Source organism: Xanthomonas euroxanthea (assembly GCF_903989455.1).
Taxonomy (GTDB): Bacteria; Pseudomonadota; Gammaproteobacteria; order Xanthomonadales; family Xanthomonadaceae; genus Xanthomonas; species Xanthomonas euroxanthea.
Genome location: NZ_LR861803.1, coordinates 1,820,459 through 1,836,146, shown reverse-complemented (window position 1 = coordinate 1,836,146; position 15,688 = coordinate 1,820,459). Strand labels below are relative to the sequence as shown.

At 57.9% G+C, this 15,688-nt stretch carries 11 protein-coding genes and 1 other RNA gene; 6 read left to right on the top strand and 6 right to left on the bottom strand.

Annotated features, from left to right (window positions below):
* Nucleotides 1-60: 60 nt before the first annotated feature.
* On the top strand, nucleotides 61-456 hold the full coding sequence (locus H7A86_RS07870; protein WP_039528130.1) for an outer membrane protein assembly factor BamE: 396 nt from the start codon (nucleotides 61-63) through the stop codon (nucleotides 454-456).
* Nucleotides 457-726: 270 nt separating this feature from the next.
* Here H7A86_RS07870 and H7A86_RS07865 read toward each other — a convergent pair whose 3' ends face one another.
* Together H7A86_RS07865 and H7A86_RS07860 are read right to left on the bottom strand one after the other, a co-directional pair.
* Nucleotides 727-1,002: an RnfH family protein gene (locus H7A86_RS07865; protein WP_119132285.1), complete on the bottom strand. Its 276-nt coding sequence runs from the start codon at nucleotides 1,000-1,002 to the stop codon at nucleotides 727-729.
* A 2-nt stretch (nucleotides 1,003-1,004) separates the two neighbouring features.
* Nucleotides 1,005-1,436 (bottom strand): type II toxin-antitoxin system RatA family toxin, encoded by a 432-nt coding sequence (locus H7A86_RS07860; protein ID WP_104583340.1) that lies wholly within the window; start codon nucleotides 1,434-1,436, stop codon nucleotides 1,005-1,007.
* Between the two features lie 60 nt (nucleotides 1,437-1,496).
* Between H7A86_RS07860 and smpB the strand changes: the two genes are divergently transcribed.
* Nucleotides 1,497-2,000, top strand: coding sequence for an SsrA-binding protein SmpB (gene smpB, locus H7A86_RS07855; RefSeq protein WP_039520446.1), 504 nt, complete (start codon nucleotides 1,497-1,499; stop codon nucleotides 1,998-2,000).
* 154 nt (nucleotides 2,001-2,154) lie between these two features.
* Here smpB and H7A86_RS07850 read toward each other — a convergent pair whose 3' ends face one another.
* Nucleotides 2,155-4,611, bottom strand: coding sequence for a S8 family peptidase (locus H7A86_RS07850; protein WP_119132286.1), 2,457 nt, complete (start codon nucleotides 4,609-4,611; stop codon nucleotides 2,155-2,157).
* 133 nt (nucleotides 4,612-4,744) lie between these two features.
* On the opposite strand from H7A86_RS07850, the gene ssrA reads away from it, so the two are divergent.
* Nucleotides 4,745-5,141: a transfer-messenger RNA gene (ssrA, locus tag H7A86_RS07845) on the top strand.
* A 107-nt stretch (nucleotides 5,142-5,248) separates the two neighbouring features.
* Nucleotides 5,249-6,778 (top strand): site-specific integrase, encoded by a 1,530-nt coding sequence (locus H7A86_RS07840; protein WP_119132287.1) that lies wholly within the window; start codon nucleotides 5,249-5,251, stop codon nucleotides 6,776-6,778.
* A gap of 171 nt (nucleotides 6,779-6,949) precedes the next feature.
* Here H7A86_RS07840 and H7A86_RS07835 read toward each other — a convergent pair whose 3' ends face one another.
* The 3 genes from H7A86_RS07835 to H7A86_RS21225 all read right to left on the bottom strand — a co-directional run bounded on the left by H7A86_RS07835 (nucleotide 6,950) and on the right by H7A86_RS21225 (nucleotide 12,941).
* Complete coding sequence (locus tag H7A86_RS07835; protein WP_147421356.1) at nucleotides 6,950-9,157, bottom strand: hypothetical protein; 2,208 nt, start codon at nucleotides 9,155-9,157, stop codon at nucleotides 6,950-6,952.
* Nucleotides 9,158-9,582: 425 nt separating this feature from the next.
* Nucleotides 9,583-10,914, bottom strand: coding sequence for a phospholipase D family protein (locus tag H7A86_RS07830; RefSeq protein WP_232099291.1), 1,332 nt, complete (start codon nucleotides 10,912-10,914; stop codon nucleotides 9,583-9,585).
* 383 nt (nucleotides 10,915-11,297) lie between these two features.
* Nucleotides 11,298-12,941 (bottom strand): MobA/MobL family protein, encoded by a 1,644-nt coding sequence (locus H7A86_RS21225; protein WP_119132288.1) that lies wholly within the window; start codon nucleotides 12,939-12,941, stop codon nucleotides 11,298-11,300.
* Between the two features lie 493 nt (nucleotides 12,942-13,434).
* On the opposite strand from H7A86_RS21225, the gene H7A86_RS07820 reads away from it, so the two are divergent.
* Nucleotides 13,435-15,258: a protein adenylyltransferase SelO family protein gene (locus H7A86_RS07820; RefSeq protein ID WP_119132289.1), complete on the top strand. Its 1,824-nt coding sequence runs from the start codon at nucleotides 13,435-13,437 to the stop codon at nucleotides 15,256-15,258.
* Nucleotides 15,239-15,670 carry a toxin-activating lysine-acyltransferase gene (locus tag H7A86_RS07815; RefSeq protein WP_119132290.1) on the top strand — a complete coding sequence of 144 codons (432 nt, stop codon included), beginning with the start codon at nucleotides 15,239-15,241 and terminating at the stop codon, nucleotides 15,668-15,670. Before H7A86_RS07820 ends, H7A86_RS07815 begins: the two co-directional genes overlap by 20 nt.
* Nucleotides 15,671-15,688: the final 18 nt, after the last annotated feature.

The following is a 15,688-nucleotide window of genomic DNA, read 5'->3' as shown; positions in this document are numbered from 1 at the left end:
GGGTCGCGGCGACCGGCGGGAGTGTATCATCGGCGTGATTTCCTCAGCACTTAATCCCCGATGCGTAATCTCCTGCTGGTCGCCGCCGTTGCTCTTTCCACCGCTGGCTGCGGCATCATCTACAAGCAGCCGATCTACCAGGGCAATCTGATCAAACAGAATGCCGTGGAGCAACTGCAGGTAGGCCAGAGCAAGCAGCAGGTCAGCGCGTTGCTGGGTACCCCCTCGATTCCCGACCCGTTCCATTCGCAGCGCTGGGACTACACCTCCACCCAGCGCGTGGACCGTCTGGCGCGTACCGAGATCAAGAACTTCACCGTGTTCTTCGAAAACGAGCAGGTCGTGCGCTGGGAAGGCGATTATTTCCCGTCGCAGGACGAGCAGCTGGCCAAGTCGGCGCCCAAGCAGTTCGGCCGCAATCTGGCCCGCGACAAGAAGAAGCAGCGCGGCCGTTGATGCGCCTGCTTGGCGGTCTTGCGGTCGCCTGAGTGTCGGTCAAATCAGAAAACGCATCCCTTTGAACGGATGCGTTTTTTATTTGCCTGGTCGAAACGACTGGTTGATCGCGGACGACGGTGCCGAGCCAGCTGCCGATAGCTGGGGCTTTCAGTCAGATGTTTTGCATCACCCTGCGCCGGTCCAGGCCACCGAGCGCGTTCACGCCGCTGACCTGCCACCGGCACAGTTCGCTATCACGCGCACACGCACCGCGGCACTGGCAAGCCGCTACTTGCTGGGACCGGCTTTTTTGCTCGGTCCGGCACGGCGACGCCGCGCGTCCTTCGGATCCAGCAGCAGCGGCCTGAGCAGTTCGACCCGATCGCCGTCGCGCAGCACTTGATCCGCTCGCGCAATCAGCCCATGGATCGCCTGCGCCGCGGGTGGTCGGTTCGGCGCCAGACCGGACGCGGCAATCGCCTCGGCCACGGTGGCGCCCTCGGCCAGGTCCAGCGACACCGAACTGTAGCGGTCCGGCCAGGCCAGCACGACGTCGACGCGCATGCTCAGGTGTCGCCGCGATCGGCGACCCGCACGAAATCGTTGACCATGCGGTCGGCCAGGCCTTGAAAGCCCAGCGCCAGCGCCGGACCCAACAGCCGCGAGCTGGTTTCCACTTCCAGGGTCAGGCTGACCTTGCAGGCGTTCTCGCCCAGCGACTGGAATTCCCACAGGCCTTCCAGCCGCTTGAACGGCCCGTCGCGCAGATGCATGACGATGCGCTCGGGGCGCTCGAGCATGTTTTCGGTGGTGAACCAGGTGCGGAACGATCCCAGCCCCAGATCCAGCCGCGCAACGATGTGCGCCTGGTCCTGTTCAAGCACCTGCGCAGCATCGCACCAGCCGAAACGGCGCGGATAGGCGGCAACATCATTGACCAGGTCGAACATGCGGGTGGCGCTGTGTTCGACCAGGGCGCTGCGACGGATGGTAGGCATTCGCTAACTTGTGAAAGACAGAAGATCGTTTGATGACGCCGAATCGGCGACAATAGCGGCATGAGCAAGAAACCAGCCAAGGATAAAGCAAACGGCGCGACGGCCACGAAAACCATCGCGCTGAACAAGCGTGCGCGCTACGAATACCACCTGGAAGAGCGCTACGAAGCCGGCTTGGCGCTGCAGGGCTGGGAAGTCAAGGCGATCCGCGCCGGTCGCGCCAACATCATCGATGGCTACGCCTACGTGCGTTCAGGCGAGATCTTCCTGATCGGCGCGCAGATCACCCCGCTGATCCAGGCCTCCAGCCACACCGTGCCGGTGGAACGCCGCGACCGCAAGCTGCTGCTGCACCGCCGGGAGATCGACAAGGTGTTGAGCAGCGTCGAACGCGACGGCTACACCCTGGTGCCCACCGCGCTGTACTGGAGCAACAACAAGGTCAAGCTGGAAATCGCACTGGCCAAGGGCAAGCAGAACCACGACAAACGCGACGCCGCCAAGGACCGCGACTGGCAGCGCGACAAGCAGCGCGTGATGCGGCGGCATAACCGCGATGCGTGAGTGGCGAATCGGGAATGGAGAATCGCAAGAGCTGGGCAGGCTCGCTGCATTGGTCTCAGCTGCGTTGACCGCACGTTAGTTGAAGACGCGGGCATTGCTGGATCCGTGAGAAGCATCGCGCTTTTACGATTCCCGATTCCCCACTCCCGATTCCTCACGTCGCCCCAAGCATCCGCATCAAATTCGGCACCCCCCTGCCCTGCACATAGCGATCGCGCTGCAGGTCGGTGCAGGTGTCCAGCATCAGTTGCTTGACCCGATCCGGGAAGCCGATGAACTCGCGGCGTGCGGAGAGGAATCCGGCCAGCACGCCGGAGACGTGCGGTGCGGCCATGCTGGTGCCGCTCATCTCCACCATCAGGCTCGCCGGGTCGTTCGGGTCGAAGTCGTAATAGGCCGACAGGATCTTTTCGCCCGGCGCAACGACGTCCGGCTTGCCGCGACCATCGGCGGTCGGCCCGCGCGAGGAAAAATACGACACGCCGTAGTTGTGCGGGCTGCTCTTGTGCACCGAGCCCACCACGATGGCGTCTTCCAGATTGCCCGGGTCGCTGATCGACAGATCCATGTTGGCCGGATATGCATCGCCGTCGTTGCCCATCAACCACGCCAGGCCCTCGTTGCCGGCGGCCACCACCACCAGCACGCCTTGCCGCCATAGCCGCCGCAGCTCGTTGCACAGCGGCGTAAAACCGCAGCCATAGCTCTCCGGATCGAAGTAACCGCCAAGGCTCAGATTGACGCCGTGAATGACCAGCTCGCCGGCGCGCTCGTTGATTGCCGCCACCTGCTGCACCGCCTTGATCATCCACGAATCGCGGCCGTTGCCGGCGTCGTCCAGCACCTTGAAACCGTAGAGCTGGGTGTCCGGCGCCATGCCGGCGAACTCCAGCGGCTTGCCCGGGTTGCCCTGCGCGTCGGCAATCACCGCGCGGCTCTGGCCGGCGATGATCCCGGCGATATGCGTGCCGTGCCCGTGCCGATCCAGCCGGGCGAAGGCATCGCCGTCAGCGCGTGTCAGTCGCTTGGCTGCGCCGCGGCGCGTGCAATCCCATTGCGCCACCACCGTGTCGCGCTCGCCCTTTGCGAAGAAATGCGGATGACTGGCCGCGATACCGGTGTCCAGCACTGCCCAGCCGATCTGCTGGCCGCGTGCGCGATACGCGGTGCGCGCCGCATCGGCATGCAGGACGTTGCCGGACACGTTGATCAACGCGCGCTTGCCGGCATCGCGCCACATGCGCCGGAATCCCAGTGCCCGGTAGCGGTCCTGCAGCGATTCGATCTCGAACCGCGTCAGCCGTGCCGACACAAACCGCTGCAGGCTATCTTCCAGCGCGATCGCCTCGTCCAGCGCTTCGCCGCTCAAGCCGGTGGTGCCTGCAGCGGCCTGGCGCAGTTGCGCCAGCAGCAGCGCACGCGTGCCGGCCGGATCGTCGCCCGACACCCGCCGATCCAGCTCGATGAGCACCTCGTGCCGGTACTCGGCGCCATGCGCTTCCAGTTGCTCGCTGAGATCCTTGATCAGCACGGCATTGGACACCGGTTGATCGAACCCGACGCCCACCGCCTCGCGCACCGCCGCACGCACCTGCGGGATCGACAGGTAGCCCGAACCCGAATGCGCGTTGTGCTGCCAGTCCGGGTTCAAGCGCGCGCCTGAGAGGTTTTCGAACCGTCCCTTGGCATTGGCGATGTCGTCGCTGAGATCCGGATCCAGCGCGATCGGATCGCGCGTATCGGCGACGTTGATCCAGCGCCGCACGCACGCAGGAAATGGCAGCTTGCGCGTGCCGGTCCAGCGCTTGAACATGCTGCGCACCTGCGGCAGGCCCAGGGGCGAGCCCAACGTCAGGAACAGGCTGACCTCGCACTCGGCAGCCTGGAGCTGACGCAGCACGTCGAAGGCGATCATCGACCCCTGGCTGTGCGCGACCACCACGAACGGCCCGCCCCCCGAGCGCAGGCGCTGCATCAGGCTGTCGCGCATCAACGCTGCACGCTCGGGCACGAAGAACAAATCGTGCACGTCCTGCAGCAGCGCGGCAGAGATCAGCCGCAGCAGCACGCGGTTGATTGCATCGATCGGACCTTTGGCCTGCACCTCGCCGGCTGCCGGCATGGCGGGCGCGGCATCCAGCTCGTCCAGCAACCGATGCAGATCGCTGCGCTCCTGCTCGCTCTGCGCCAGGGCGTCGGCGAGCAGATGCAGGTCCTGCTCGCCTGGCACCAGCCCAAGCGTGCTCAGGGCGCGCTGCACGCTCTGATTGAGTGCCGGGCCGACATCGCGCGCATCGCAATTGCCGGGTTCGGCAACCGGATAGCGTTCGCGATTGACCCAATACGCCAGGCGCGTGCGCTCGCCCATCGGCCGCCCGAACAAGGCCTTGTCCCACTGACAGCGCAACACCTCGGCCGGCGGCTTGTTGCCGATGCCGTGGATGTAGATCACCGTGCGCGCCTTGCCCTGCACGCGTGTCAGCGTGGTCTCCTGCGCCTGCTGCTGCGAGGCCGTGGCTGCGCGCCGAGGCTTGGCTGCATCGACACCTGGTGCGCGCTTGCGGGGGACGCTACGTACATGCCGCGAACGGGGGGGCTTGCCTGTCGCCATCGCTTCTCTCCTTGAGTACCAGACTATTCCGTCCGGTAGGACTGAAGCCACTGTAAGCGCCGCACGTCTCACCACTTGTGACAGGGCGCCCCGATCCCTACACTGATCAGGTCAGCGTTTTGATGCTTTCCCCGGGGGTGCACTGGTTTCGACGGGGGTCGCGAAGTCGCTTGGCGCATGCCGAGGGGGCAGCTTTCCTCGTTAATCCAGCAGCAAACTTTTAGTTGCCAACGATGACAACTACGGTTCGGACTTCGCTATCGCCGCTTAATTGGCTTTAGTTGTAGTTCTACAGCCGCCTAAGGCGAACCCCCGAACCTACTTGTGCCCGTGCTCGTAGGTGTAGGGTCATTATCACGGAACCATCGGTAGTGGCTGCCTGTCAGCTACCGGTTAGATAAAGCAGGCTGGTTTCCAGGTGCGCTTTGCCAACCGTGCTGCCTGGGAATGAGATCTAACGGAGGGCTAAGCATGTAGTGCTGAGGATGGAGTGCTTCCGGACGGCGGTTCGATTCCGCCCACCTCCACCATCTGATCGCGGAAAAGAGCAGTAAGTGCTTGATTTCGCGAAGGTTCGGCCCGGGGTTTGATGATCGATTTGAGCCTGGTCTAGGTATCAAACGAGGTATCAAACCCCGTGCCGAAGCCTTATTTTCTGCGCCGCCCTGCTGGGCTCTATGTGCGCTTCTTCGTCCCGACCGACCTTCAAGCCCTCATCGGCTCACGCTACCTTGTCCGTCCCGTTCGCTTGACCCTGGGTGATGCTGCCCGTCTGGCCGTGGCACGAACGGCTGTGGCACTCTCGGAAGCATTCGGTCAGATGCGGCAGGGAGCAAGCAGCATGAAGGACGATTTGCTGAACCAGGCGCTGGCCGCGTTGCAAGGGAACGAACCCCGCCCTTACACCATCAAAGTGGGTGGCATGGAGCTGTCTGCCGACGGAGCAGAGGATCATGCTCGGCTGCTGGACGCACTGAAACACCTCCCTCTTCAGCAACTGGCTTCTGTGAAGAGCGCCGGACCGCTGCTGTCAGAGCGCGCCACCATCCACATCAGTGAGATGCGGCGTGTTGGGCGAAGCGCGAAAAACGTGCTGGATACCGAGCACAGCCTGGGTCTTTTTGTGGCGCTTGTCGGCGACAAGCCGGTCGAGGACTACAAGACCGATGACGTCCGAAAGTTCCTGGATGCGCTTGAGCACTACCCCAGCAACGCCACCAAGAAGGCGGTGTTCGCCGGCCTCACCCCTGTCGAAATCCTGAGCAAGGCGCAGCAAGGTGGTCACGAACTGCTAAGCATGCGCACCAAGGAAAAGCATCGCGATCGCATTGCGTCCTTCTTCAACACCTTGGCGAACGAAGACCTGATTAGCAAGGCGCCTCACAAAGCCATCCTCAATCGTGCCAAGTCGCTCACCGATGAGCCGAGTCGTGATCCGTTTAGCCAAGCCGAGCTTGAAGCGCTGCTCGAACTGAATGCATTCACGTCCTGGGCGAAGAAGTATCCCCATCGATGGTTTGGCACGCTGTTGGGATTTGCCACCGGTGCTCGGGTCAACGAGGTCGCTCAGCTCTATGTTGACGACATCGGCAAGGTCGGCGACTTCTGGGGCGTGCATTTCCGAGGAGCAAAGCCCGATCAACGCTTGAAGAACCCTCATTCTTCCCGCTTTGTGCCCCTGCCCACATCGCTGATCGAGGCTGGGTTCTTGGTCTATGTGGATGAGGTCAAGCGCGCAGGCTTTGAACGACTGTTCCCGCATTTGCCCTACAACGCCGAAAATGGCTACGGCGACGCGCTGGGGGATCAGTTCCGGGCCTATGCGATCAAGCAAGGGTTAACCCAACGGCTCAAAAGCTTTCACTGCTTCCGACACACTTTGTCCAATTCGTTGGTCAACGAGCATGGCGTCTCGCTTCCGATCTCCCAGCAAATCACCGGGCATGAGTTGACGCTTCCGCCAGGTTTGAAGCATTACGTTGATCCACCTTCCGTGCCCGCTCGCTTTTCGGCCATTGAACAGTTTGGCCCTCCGCTTCCCTTGCCCACCTACACGCCAGGGCAATTTGATCGTGCGTTCAAGCAGGTTCGCCACATGGAACGACGACGAGAGCAAGCGGCCAAAAAGAGGACGAACAAAACAAGAACAACAGGGTGGAAGAATTAAAATCACGGGGGATCTCGCCCCGAATACCGTGTGGTGGCTGAGTGGATTCTATCGTCGCGGAATCAATGCCTGCACCTAAGCGGACACACGGAATTTGCAAGCTAGGCGATCAACTTGCTAGGCGCTAGAGGCTTGCGCCTAGTGAGACCGGAGGTTAGCCATGCAACTAACTTATAGTCCTTTGGCAAATCTTACACCCACTTCTTCCCAACTTAACTTAGTAGCCATTGCAAATCCAATTCTTTGATCTAGAAAATAGATAGCGTCCTCCGTACTCTCCAAGGGCGGTAGAACTTTACACTCTTCTGGAAGGTGTCCCACACCGTATGCGCCCGAGGCACTTACTATAACAGCAGCCCTCTTATCACCTTTCTCGAAGATGTGTTGGACACGACTCTTCAACAAAGACATGTCTGGTTTCAACGGCCCCGTGGGCACCAAGGTGTGATGGACAGGAAAACGAATTTTATCGACCGCATCTACGCAAAGACGAAGCACATCTAAAAGCCTATCAAAATCTAAATCCTTGAGGCCGGACACTATATTAGCTTCACCCTCAATATTTGCAATGGATGTCAGCCCCTGAATGTAGTCTCTTACATACAATCCATTTCCGCGCGAAATGTGCTTATTTTGACCCCACTCAATCATCTCCTCAGTCACGTTTCGGCAGAAGAGGATCATTTTCTTCCGAATCTCTTCGAAGCCATCTGGCGTTTCATTTAACGGCTTTCCAGCATTAAGGAGCTCGTAGCACCCACTTAGTTGCAATCCCAGCAAGAATGCCACCTTGTGATAACCACTCTCGTCAATAAGATGATTCGTTACCCACTCAATGATGGCACCCACACTCTCGACCGAATTTTCCTCTCTGTTAGAGAGCGGTGGCGGTGGTACCTGAATAGATGAGTAGCTTTTAAAAAGCTGGGCCAGCTCAGCCATTAACGCGACAGCGTCCGGGAAACACCATTTAGACAAAGCGACAGCAATGCGCAGTGCGCTTTCTTTCTCGCCACTTCGATCGTTTCCGCGTTGATCCAGTAATGATCGAATGTGTAGCAGGCATATTTGCAGCGAACCTAGGGTTATACCAGCTTCGAATAGATCCCTGCAGAAGACCTGACCCTCGACGAAGGGAATTCTGCCCGACATGTAGCCGATGGCGGGAAGTGCCACAAGGGGATGTGTCCAGTCAAGCTTTGAAGTCGAAAGAAATGGGAGTAGAGAGGATCGAACCGTTTGGCTTGTCACAAAGGATCGCGAGAAGTCGCCTGGCTCGCCCCAAAATTCAAATAAAAAAGGTTCAGAGCGGCCGCGATGCTGCCGCTGTTTCTCTTTCCAAGTGTTATGATTCTCAATCTGGATATCGTAGTCTTCCGAAAGAAGATTCTTCGCATGATCTATAATTCGGTATCCGCTGCCCGGCATAGAGCCATTTGAAAGACCGCCTACTTTAGCAAAATAGGTGGTCAACGTAGATTGCCGACCATCAGCGTTCTTCTGCATTGTTGCGTGAAAGACGCCAGGGTCAAGCGTGCACAACGTGAACACCCAATACGCCCTATTCGAGTCAACAAGGTTTCGCCAAAGCATCAAAAAACCATGAGATCGCATCCGGTCCCCTTCACGAGCAATCATGCTGATGGCCGTTTGAACAAGTGGAGGTGGAAACTCACTGTCCCGATTTAGCGAGTCATCAGTTTTTTCGTAGAGGACAACATCAAAACATTGCATCGCCTCTTCGGGAATATCAACAGTTGCGGTCGGATACCAGGCCTCGACGATACGACATTGTAATTGCCGTGGTTCAGCATCGTAATCCAGGCTCAAGGCCAAACACTGCTTGCCTGACCATGTAGTCAAGCTTGCGACACCATGGTCTAAAAGGTCACTCCAATCACGAGCAACGATGACAAAGCAAATGTCCATGTTCGAAAGGAATGGAAACAGGTTTTGAATTTCATGCTCATAACCTGCCACCTCTGAAACTGCCTGCCGCTCTGGCCCCTTCTCCCTCTTCACTTCAAAAATCAGCACCACCCTTGATTCCGGATTGTAAGCAATGATATCAGGCCTCAGCACCTCGCCAGATACCAGCGAAATGCTCTTGTCAACAGCAACGATTTCTAGAAGACCCAATTGGCCAAGGACGAATTTTGAAGCCCTCGCACTGGCTAGCCGACTCATTTTGTCGATCGAAAATCTGGGGAGGTGGCTGGCCTGGTCGGCAGCCCCAATAACGGACTCGACTTCATCCTTCCCGACAATTTCATCTACTAGCTTGCCACTGTTTATTAAGTCGATGAGCCAATTCGCAACAACCGACTCTTTGCTCAGGACCTTTCCCATAGGCGCTTTCTTTTTACGGATCTTTGCCATCCCACCCTCGCTAAGTGAATTTTTCAGAAAATTTGGATTTTTTCCAATCTATAGCAAGCTGAACCGAAGGTAGAAAAGCTATTATACCTAACCAGGGTCTGCGCCCCCCTTTTGGAAAATCTCTCACATCGGCCGCATTCGCCTCTCGACATTAAATTTCTTCTCGCCTCACCCAATATTCCTGTCGCCAAAAGCCCTCCAAAAAACAGCGCCATATGCTTTGTTCCCCATGCCCTACCCAGCTCTCATCAGGTATCACCAGGGCTCGCAGAAACAGCTCACACAAACGCATGGGCGCGGGAGCTTGGATCGCGCTTATTGTCATTGTTCTGATGGTCTTGCGTTGGTGCTCTAGCTAATCGCAGCTTCGCGTGTCAACGCGGAGTTGTGACCGATGAGCCCTGCCCAGTGATGAGTTTTGGCTGCTAGACGAGAACATCAACATCGTTCCCAAGTGCTCGAAGCGCTTTGCTTGTGCGTGAATTCCGTGGTGGGTATTCCGTCGGGCGGGCCCAGCCCACCACCTCACCCAGGATGCTAGTGCCGATATGCGAAAGCTTGTAGTCATGATCATGGCTCGCTAGCCAGATGCGCTCAGCCACATCACCATCCCCCCAAATTACGAAATCAAGCACCTCGGGCGCAGTCATTCCGTTCCCAGAATGTTGCTTCCAAAGTATCCGCGCCAAGGCTTCACTCTTCGCTTGGCTGCCTGGATCGGTGCCCAAGCCCAAATATAGGTTGCTGATCTTCATCGCATGATCGCCAAAAGCGTATACGCGGGTAAGGGCATCGACCCATTCACCTTCGGTCAGTGTGGTGATCCTGCCTCGTGCGAGAAGCTCGTGTAGCAAGGGCGCCGACGTATAAATCGTATATTCCTCATGCTCATGCTCATATTTACCTGCCTTCCACCAAGCCAGTCCACTCCGTAGTGCAACCTCTGGATCGAGACGATTCTTTCGGAATTCTCGTTCGTAAGCATCTTTTTCGGTATGAGGCCTGACGACTTGGTAGTAGTAGGCGTGAAGGAACTGATCGCCTTGAACGCCTTGAGACACATCTGACGAGATCCAACTGGGGCGATTCTCATCAAGCGCAACACGAGCGCCAACATTTCGGATCAAGGTGAGTGTGCGTGACCATTCGGCTTGGAAAGCTGCAATCTTCGCTTCGCGCGCCTTTCGATTTGGCGTGGGAGCGATAGGGGGCGTGCGGTCTTTCAGCTTCCAATGATCGTCTTCGAATTCACTCTCGATCTTGTTGAGCTTGCCGACTAGATCTTCCCTCCTTTTCTCCTGTTTGATCTGACGCTCATATTCCTCTCTATCGAGCGGGAACGACTTCTGCGCAAGGCCATCGAAGAATGCTTCAAGTTGGAGCACCATCCCAAAGTGCTCAAGCTCTTCGTGCTTGATGTAAACCCCAGCTTCAAAGTTCTTGAACCACGCCCGATCGGTCAGATTTGCCGAACCAATATATGCCCCTTGGCCTACCCACCAAATCACTTTAGCGTGTAGCCAGTGCGGCACAAGATGGCACACTAAGTTGGGCGATGCACGACGCAAGAACCAGTCGAGAATACGCAGATCGATGGGACATGAGCCATCGACACGGCCATAGAACGTCAGCTTTTTCCCCTTGGCAACGCAGTCCTCAAATAGAAGGATATCGCCGGATGGCTTCGTGGCGTATGCAATTGCAACCTTGACCTCAGAACAGTCTGCGATGGCAGAAGCATGCTTGTTATAAATCATCTCACCCGTGATGGGTTTACCCACAAACTCCATGTATCTAGCCTCCCCTGTTCCGTAAAGCACAGCTTCGCAAAGTAGGAGAGGTTCGTCTACGGGGCAGGAAGCCACGTCAACTACCTCAGGGTGCAGACGTTGATTTGCCTTGCACTTCAACAGATCTGTGCGAAAAGCCGTAGCATTCGGGCTGCAACAGAAAGAGCCCCGCATGCGGGGCTCCTGTGTCGCTGGGGTTGGAGCCTTGGCCTCGGCGCCGGGTGCCAATGGCGGGCGGCGTTGTTCCGATCATTTGGCGGGAACCTTCTGCGACGACCCTAGCTTCCAGGCAAATGCCTAGGCGCACCATCAGTCTGCTGCGCGGTCGACGGTCAGAAATATCTGAGCCGTCATAGACTTGGCTTCGGTGGCCGAAACTTCAACTCCCAATGCCCGGCATCACCTTCGGCCTGTGGTGGAAGCGCATCATCGCCAGATGCCTCAGGCGTCAGCACCTCGATCGGCTGTGCGGCAAAATTCTTCTCCAAGGCCTCAGCCGCTTCCACCATCGCCTTTCGAGCCCGCTTGATGCGCCATTGCTGGATGGCCTGGATGCGAGAAGAGACATGCACCTTTGCCCTCCCCAAACGCTGGCGTGCCCTCGCCACCGCTTGCGCGTCTCCGCTGCCTTCTTGCTCAACAAGCTTGGCTTGCGCATCCAGCACGGCCACACGCGCTTTGTAGGGTCGCACCAGCGTATGGGCATACCTGCTGATTGAGCGAGCAAGCATCTCCGTGTCCTCGAACAAGAAAGGCTTTGTGGCGTAGCTGTCGACCCGCCGGCAAATGAGTGCGAAGTGCGCCCGCTGGAACTCTGGTTCAATCTGGATACCCGGGATCTGCCGCAACACCTCCAAAGACTGCTGCGCGACCTCCCGTTGCGCTTCGAGCCAGTCTTCGATGAGCTGCGCCTCCGCATTGAGCACCTCCGCGTCTTTTCGGCCCGAAGAACGAGCCAGACGCGTCACACGGCCCAGATGTCGGGTCTGACCACTGTAAGGCGTGTAGAGTCCTGCGCTTGGCGCTGGCGCACGCGCCAAGCGCTCTTTGATCTGCCGCACCCGCTCTGCGCCTGACAATCGCCCCGGCCCACCCGCTGCGCGCCCTTCCAATCCAGACTCTTTTGCGTTGGCCCGGTCCCGAAGTGCGGCCGCATGACTGTGAGATGGCGGCACCTCGTGCACGAGACTACCGCTTTTCTTCATGTGTTCAGCAACAAGCTTTGAAAGCGCTAATGCCGCAGCTTTCCCACCTGCACCTTTGACTTCTGCGGTGAACTTCGTTTTGCGCATCACCGCCACTTTGGCTTTGCCCAAGTGCTTGCCGGGCCGGCGCGTGAGTTCACGAGCGCGTTCAAACTCTCCATTGCGCGCGGCCTCCTGCGCCTGTGCTCGGAGACTGCGGTGATCCACACGAGCCGCGTTGCCGGCATTTTTCAAGTGCGCATTGATGACCGTTGCGATGTCTTTGCGGATTTGTCGCAGTGCTCGTGTGCCGCCGCCTTGTCGTGCATCAAACTCAGCGCAGGCGCGCTCCCCTAGTCCTCCCGGTCCGACTTGTCGCGCTGACATCAGCAAATGCACATGATGATTGCGCTGATCACCATATTTGCTTGGTGTGTGCACAGCGACCAATACGGCGACCTTGAACCGATTGACGAGCAATTGACCCAGCGCCAAGGCAAGCACTCTTCGTTGGTGCGGATCGAGTTGATGCGGAAGCGATACTTCGACTTCTCGGCAAACGCGCGCGTTCTTGCGAGTCTCGGCCGCTTCGTTCGCGTTCCAAAAATACTGCGCATCGAAGCACCACGAGGGGGCGCCCTTTGGCGCAAGCATTCGATGGAAATCGACACCGCCTCGGTGGGAATAATTGTGACCAAGCCCCGTGCTTGTATCGAGCAGATCAAACCCTGCGCGGTAGGCTGCTGCTGCGACTGATGAGTCGCCGTTGCCTCGGCTAAAAGACTTCATTGTTGCGTGATAAATCGCCATTTGTGTAACTCCTGTTTGTGGAGCACACAAAGAAGCGGCAGAACATCCCCTGTCGAGAGATAAGCGAACTCGACAACAACGAGATTTGAATCTCAGGGTTTTGAAGAGGCCGTGTTGCCTAGCGAAGCATAGCAACGAGGTGGCGAAAGCCACCGCACCAACGCGTAGCGTTGGCGCACGGTTTCTGCAAAGCAGAAACCATAAGTGCGCTCTTGCTGTTTGATTCTTTATTAGAATTTTCGCGCTACGGTTGGATAAGCAATTGCACCCCCTACGTATAATTAATAGTCATAATAAAAAATGAATAAGACCTGTACAGATCTGATTTTTGCAATGCCCTGTGTCGATTTCAAGGCAACGGTATATGCGAGAGGCGATGTCCTTTGGTTTTCGGAAATACAAGCAACAGAAGGACGAACGGCCCCCAGATTGGTAGCATCACCAAAGCCGATCGAACGCGAATTCGCAGCAGCTGCGGAAACAAGGAAGCGAAATGCCCAATGACTACTGGGACATGGATGACAAGAACGACCCCAACCTGTTGAACCTCGCCAGCGTGGGCACTTCGATGCTCGTGCCCTTCCCAGTGGGAAAGCTGCCAGATGCTTCCTTGCTCTGGCTCAATGAGCGCTGGTTTCATGACTTGGGCATCGCCATCCACGACAAGCCCACTCGGACCAGCATCTCAGCGTCCTTGCTTGAACGCTTCGCCGTGACCTCCCTCGAAGCTCACTGCGTTGCCGGCAGCTTCGGCGGACGGACACTGGGCGCTGATCGCTATGGTGGGAGCGGTGGGGCAATCCACGGAGGGAGTGGCCGCTGTGGCTCCGATGGCATGCTCATCGCCAAAGGAACCGGCCCCACACCATTGGTCTCCGAGGCCCATGATTGGTCGCACTCGCATGGCTGTCTCTATCTTTACGATGCCATTCGCGAGGCAGTCGCCAGCGAGATCCTCAACGCAGAACTCCCCCACGGGGCAGTCCCCATCGTTGCCATCATCGATGCCGGCTTCTCCCTGGCACGCACCGATGCAGACGAACCGGAACGTTGCGCCATTCTAATCCGGCCCGCTTTCCTTCGCCTGGCGCATTTCGAGCGCAGCCTGTATTTCGGAACATCAGGCAGCGCAAACAGCGATCAATTTCAAGATAGCCTGCGGGTCAAAGATGCCATCCACTTTGCCGACGAACACGCGCAGCTCGATGCGGGCAATCCCAATGGCTTAGGCGTTAACTTGTCTGAGCTCTACCTCCGCCTTGCCGAGCAGATTGCCGCAAGTCGCGCGCATCGCCTTTGGACAGGGCGCCCGACAAGCGACAACATCACATTGAACGCGCAGTTCCTGGATTTCGGCGGCTTCCGCGCAGTTCCCAGCTGGAAGCATGGCACCGATGGACATGGTCACTTCTTCGGCGATGAGATGCGTGATGTTCGCCACTCGCTTCCCTCGCTTGCCTATTTCTTCAAGAAGTATTCCCGCTTCGAGAACACAATCGCCAACATCGATCAGCTGCTCATCCAGATCGAGCATCACATGGAAGCTTCGTTTCTCCATCACTGTGCAGAAGCCTGTGCCTTGCCTGAGTCAAGCCCAGAGGCGTTGCATTTTAAAGCACTCATTGCGCGCTACTACCGCGAGCAACAGCGCAGTGACTATGCGCTCGATCAGCCCACAAAGCACGATGAGCGCCACGATTGGCTCTCCGACCACATCAGAGGCAAAGCAACCCAGGGGTCTCAGATTGGCGAGGAAATCAACTCGCTCCTGCGCGCACTTCCGAATGCAAATCTCCATCTTTGTGCAGCCAACCGCTGGTTGAGACCACGACCACGCCTTTCTTATCGCGTCTCCAAGCGCCGGGCGATCAAGCTCGTGCGGTCGATCCTTGCCGATCGGTCGTCGGGACCCGAGCGGGTCTCGGCCTTTATCGCAACCGAGGTCGCGGCATCGCGCCGCGTTTGGAAAGGCATACCGTCACACTGGCTTGTCCTGGGCTACGCAAGCGATCACGTGTCCACCGCGTTGTATTTCTTTGATACGCATCGTATTGCCTGTACAGTCCAGCTGGAGGGGCCACGCGTGCATGGCGGAACACTGCTTTTCGGTGCCGAAGTCGCAGATGAGACACTCGGCATCACCAATTCTGGCCATCGAACCGTCGCGCTTGTCGACTGCGAACCTAACAGCTACCTGGTAGGTCTAAGCTTGAACGGGCGTGCATCAATCCCTGCCGCACTGCTCACCTTCCCGGACGCTGCAGTTGCAGCGCAGACATTGAGCTCAACCACCGCCCATGCAACCGAATACCGTTGATGCGCAGGCGCTTGGCCTGGCGATGCAACTTCTGTTCAAGACTGACCGCAAGAGGTTCAGTATCGCAGCTGCCTATGTATGGCTATGGCCTGCGATTCGCCTAGGCCAGCTCGTCACGATCGAAGACGAAGAGGGAGTCTGGACCGGCTACGCCTTATGGGCTTATCTGACGCCCGAAACCGCCAATCATTTGGTTCTGCAAGATCCCCCATTCTTGCCAATTAGCGACTGGAACGAAGGTGATCAACTCTGGATCCTGGATTTCGTGGCTATGCCAGGGCATCACCGACGCCTGGCGAAGGCACTTCGGGACCGCGTGCGACCACACTTCAAGCAAGCGCATCGCTTGGTGCGAGATAAGACGGGCGCTATGCTTGGAACCAAGGCTTACACACTTCGCAAAGATGGCTGAGGAAGACACGTTGCTTCC

Excerpts from the sequence above, each read along its gene's own strand:
- H7A86_RS07835 (WP_147421356.1), bottom strand. The coding sequence starts at position 9,157 with ATGGCAAAGATCCGTAAAAAGAAAGCGCCTATGGGAAAGGTCCTGAGC.
- H7A86_RS07850 (WP_119132286.1), bottom strand. The coding sequence starts at position 4,611 with ATGGCGACAGGCAAGCCCCCCCGTTCGCGGCATGTACGTAGCGTCCCC.
- H7A86_RS21225 (WP_119132288.1), bottom strand. The coding sequence starts at position 12,941 with ATGGCGATTTATCACGCAACAATGAAGTCTTTTAGCCGAGGCAACGGC.
- H7A86_RS07830 (WP_232099291.1), bottom strand. The coding sequence starts at position 10,914 with ATGATTTATAACAAGCATGCTTCTGCCATCGCAGACTGTTCTGAGGTC.
- H7A86_RS07820 (WP_119132289.1), top strand. The coding sequence starts at position 13,435 with ATGCCCAATGACTACTGGGACATGGATGACAAGAACGACCCCAACCTG.
- H7A86_RS07860 (WP_104583340.1), bottom strand. The coding sequence starts at position 1,436 with ATGCCTACCATCCGTCGCAGCGCCCTGGTCGAACACAGCGCCACCCGC.
- H7A86_RS07815 (WP_119132290.1), top strand. The coding sequence starts at position 15,239 with ATGCAACCGAATACCGTTGATGCGCAGGCGCTTGGCCTGGCGATGCAA.
- H7A86_RS07865 (WP_119132285.1), bottom strand. The coding sequence starts at position 1,002 with ATGCGCGTCGACGTCGTGCTGGCCTGGCCGGACCGCTACAGTTCGGTG.
- smpB (WP_039520446.1), top strand. The coding sequence starts at position 1,497 with ATGAGCAAGAAACCAGCCAAGGATAAAGCAAACGGCGCGACGGCCACG.
- H7A86_RS07870 (WP_039528130.1), top strand. The coding sequence starts at position 61 with ATGCGTAATCTCCTGCTGGTCGCCGCCGTTGCTCTTTCCACCGCTGGC.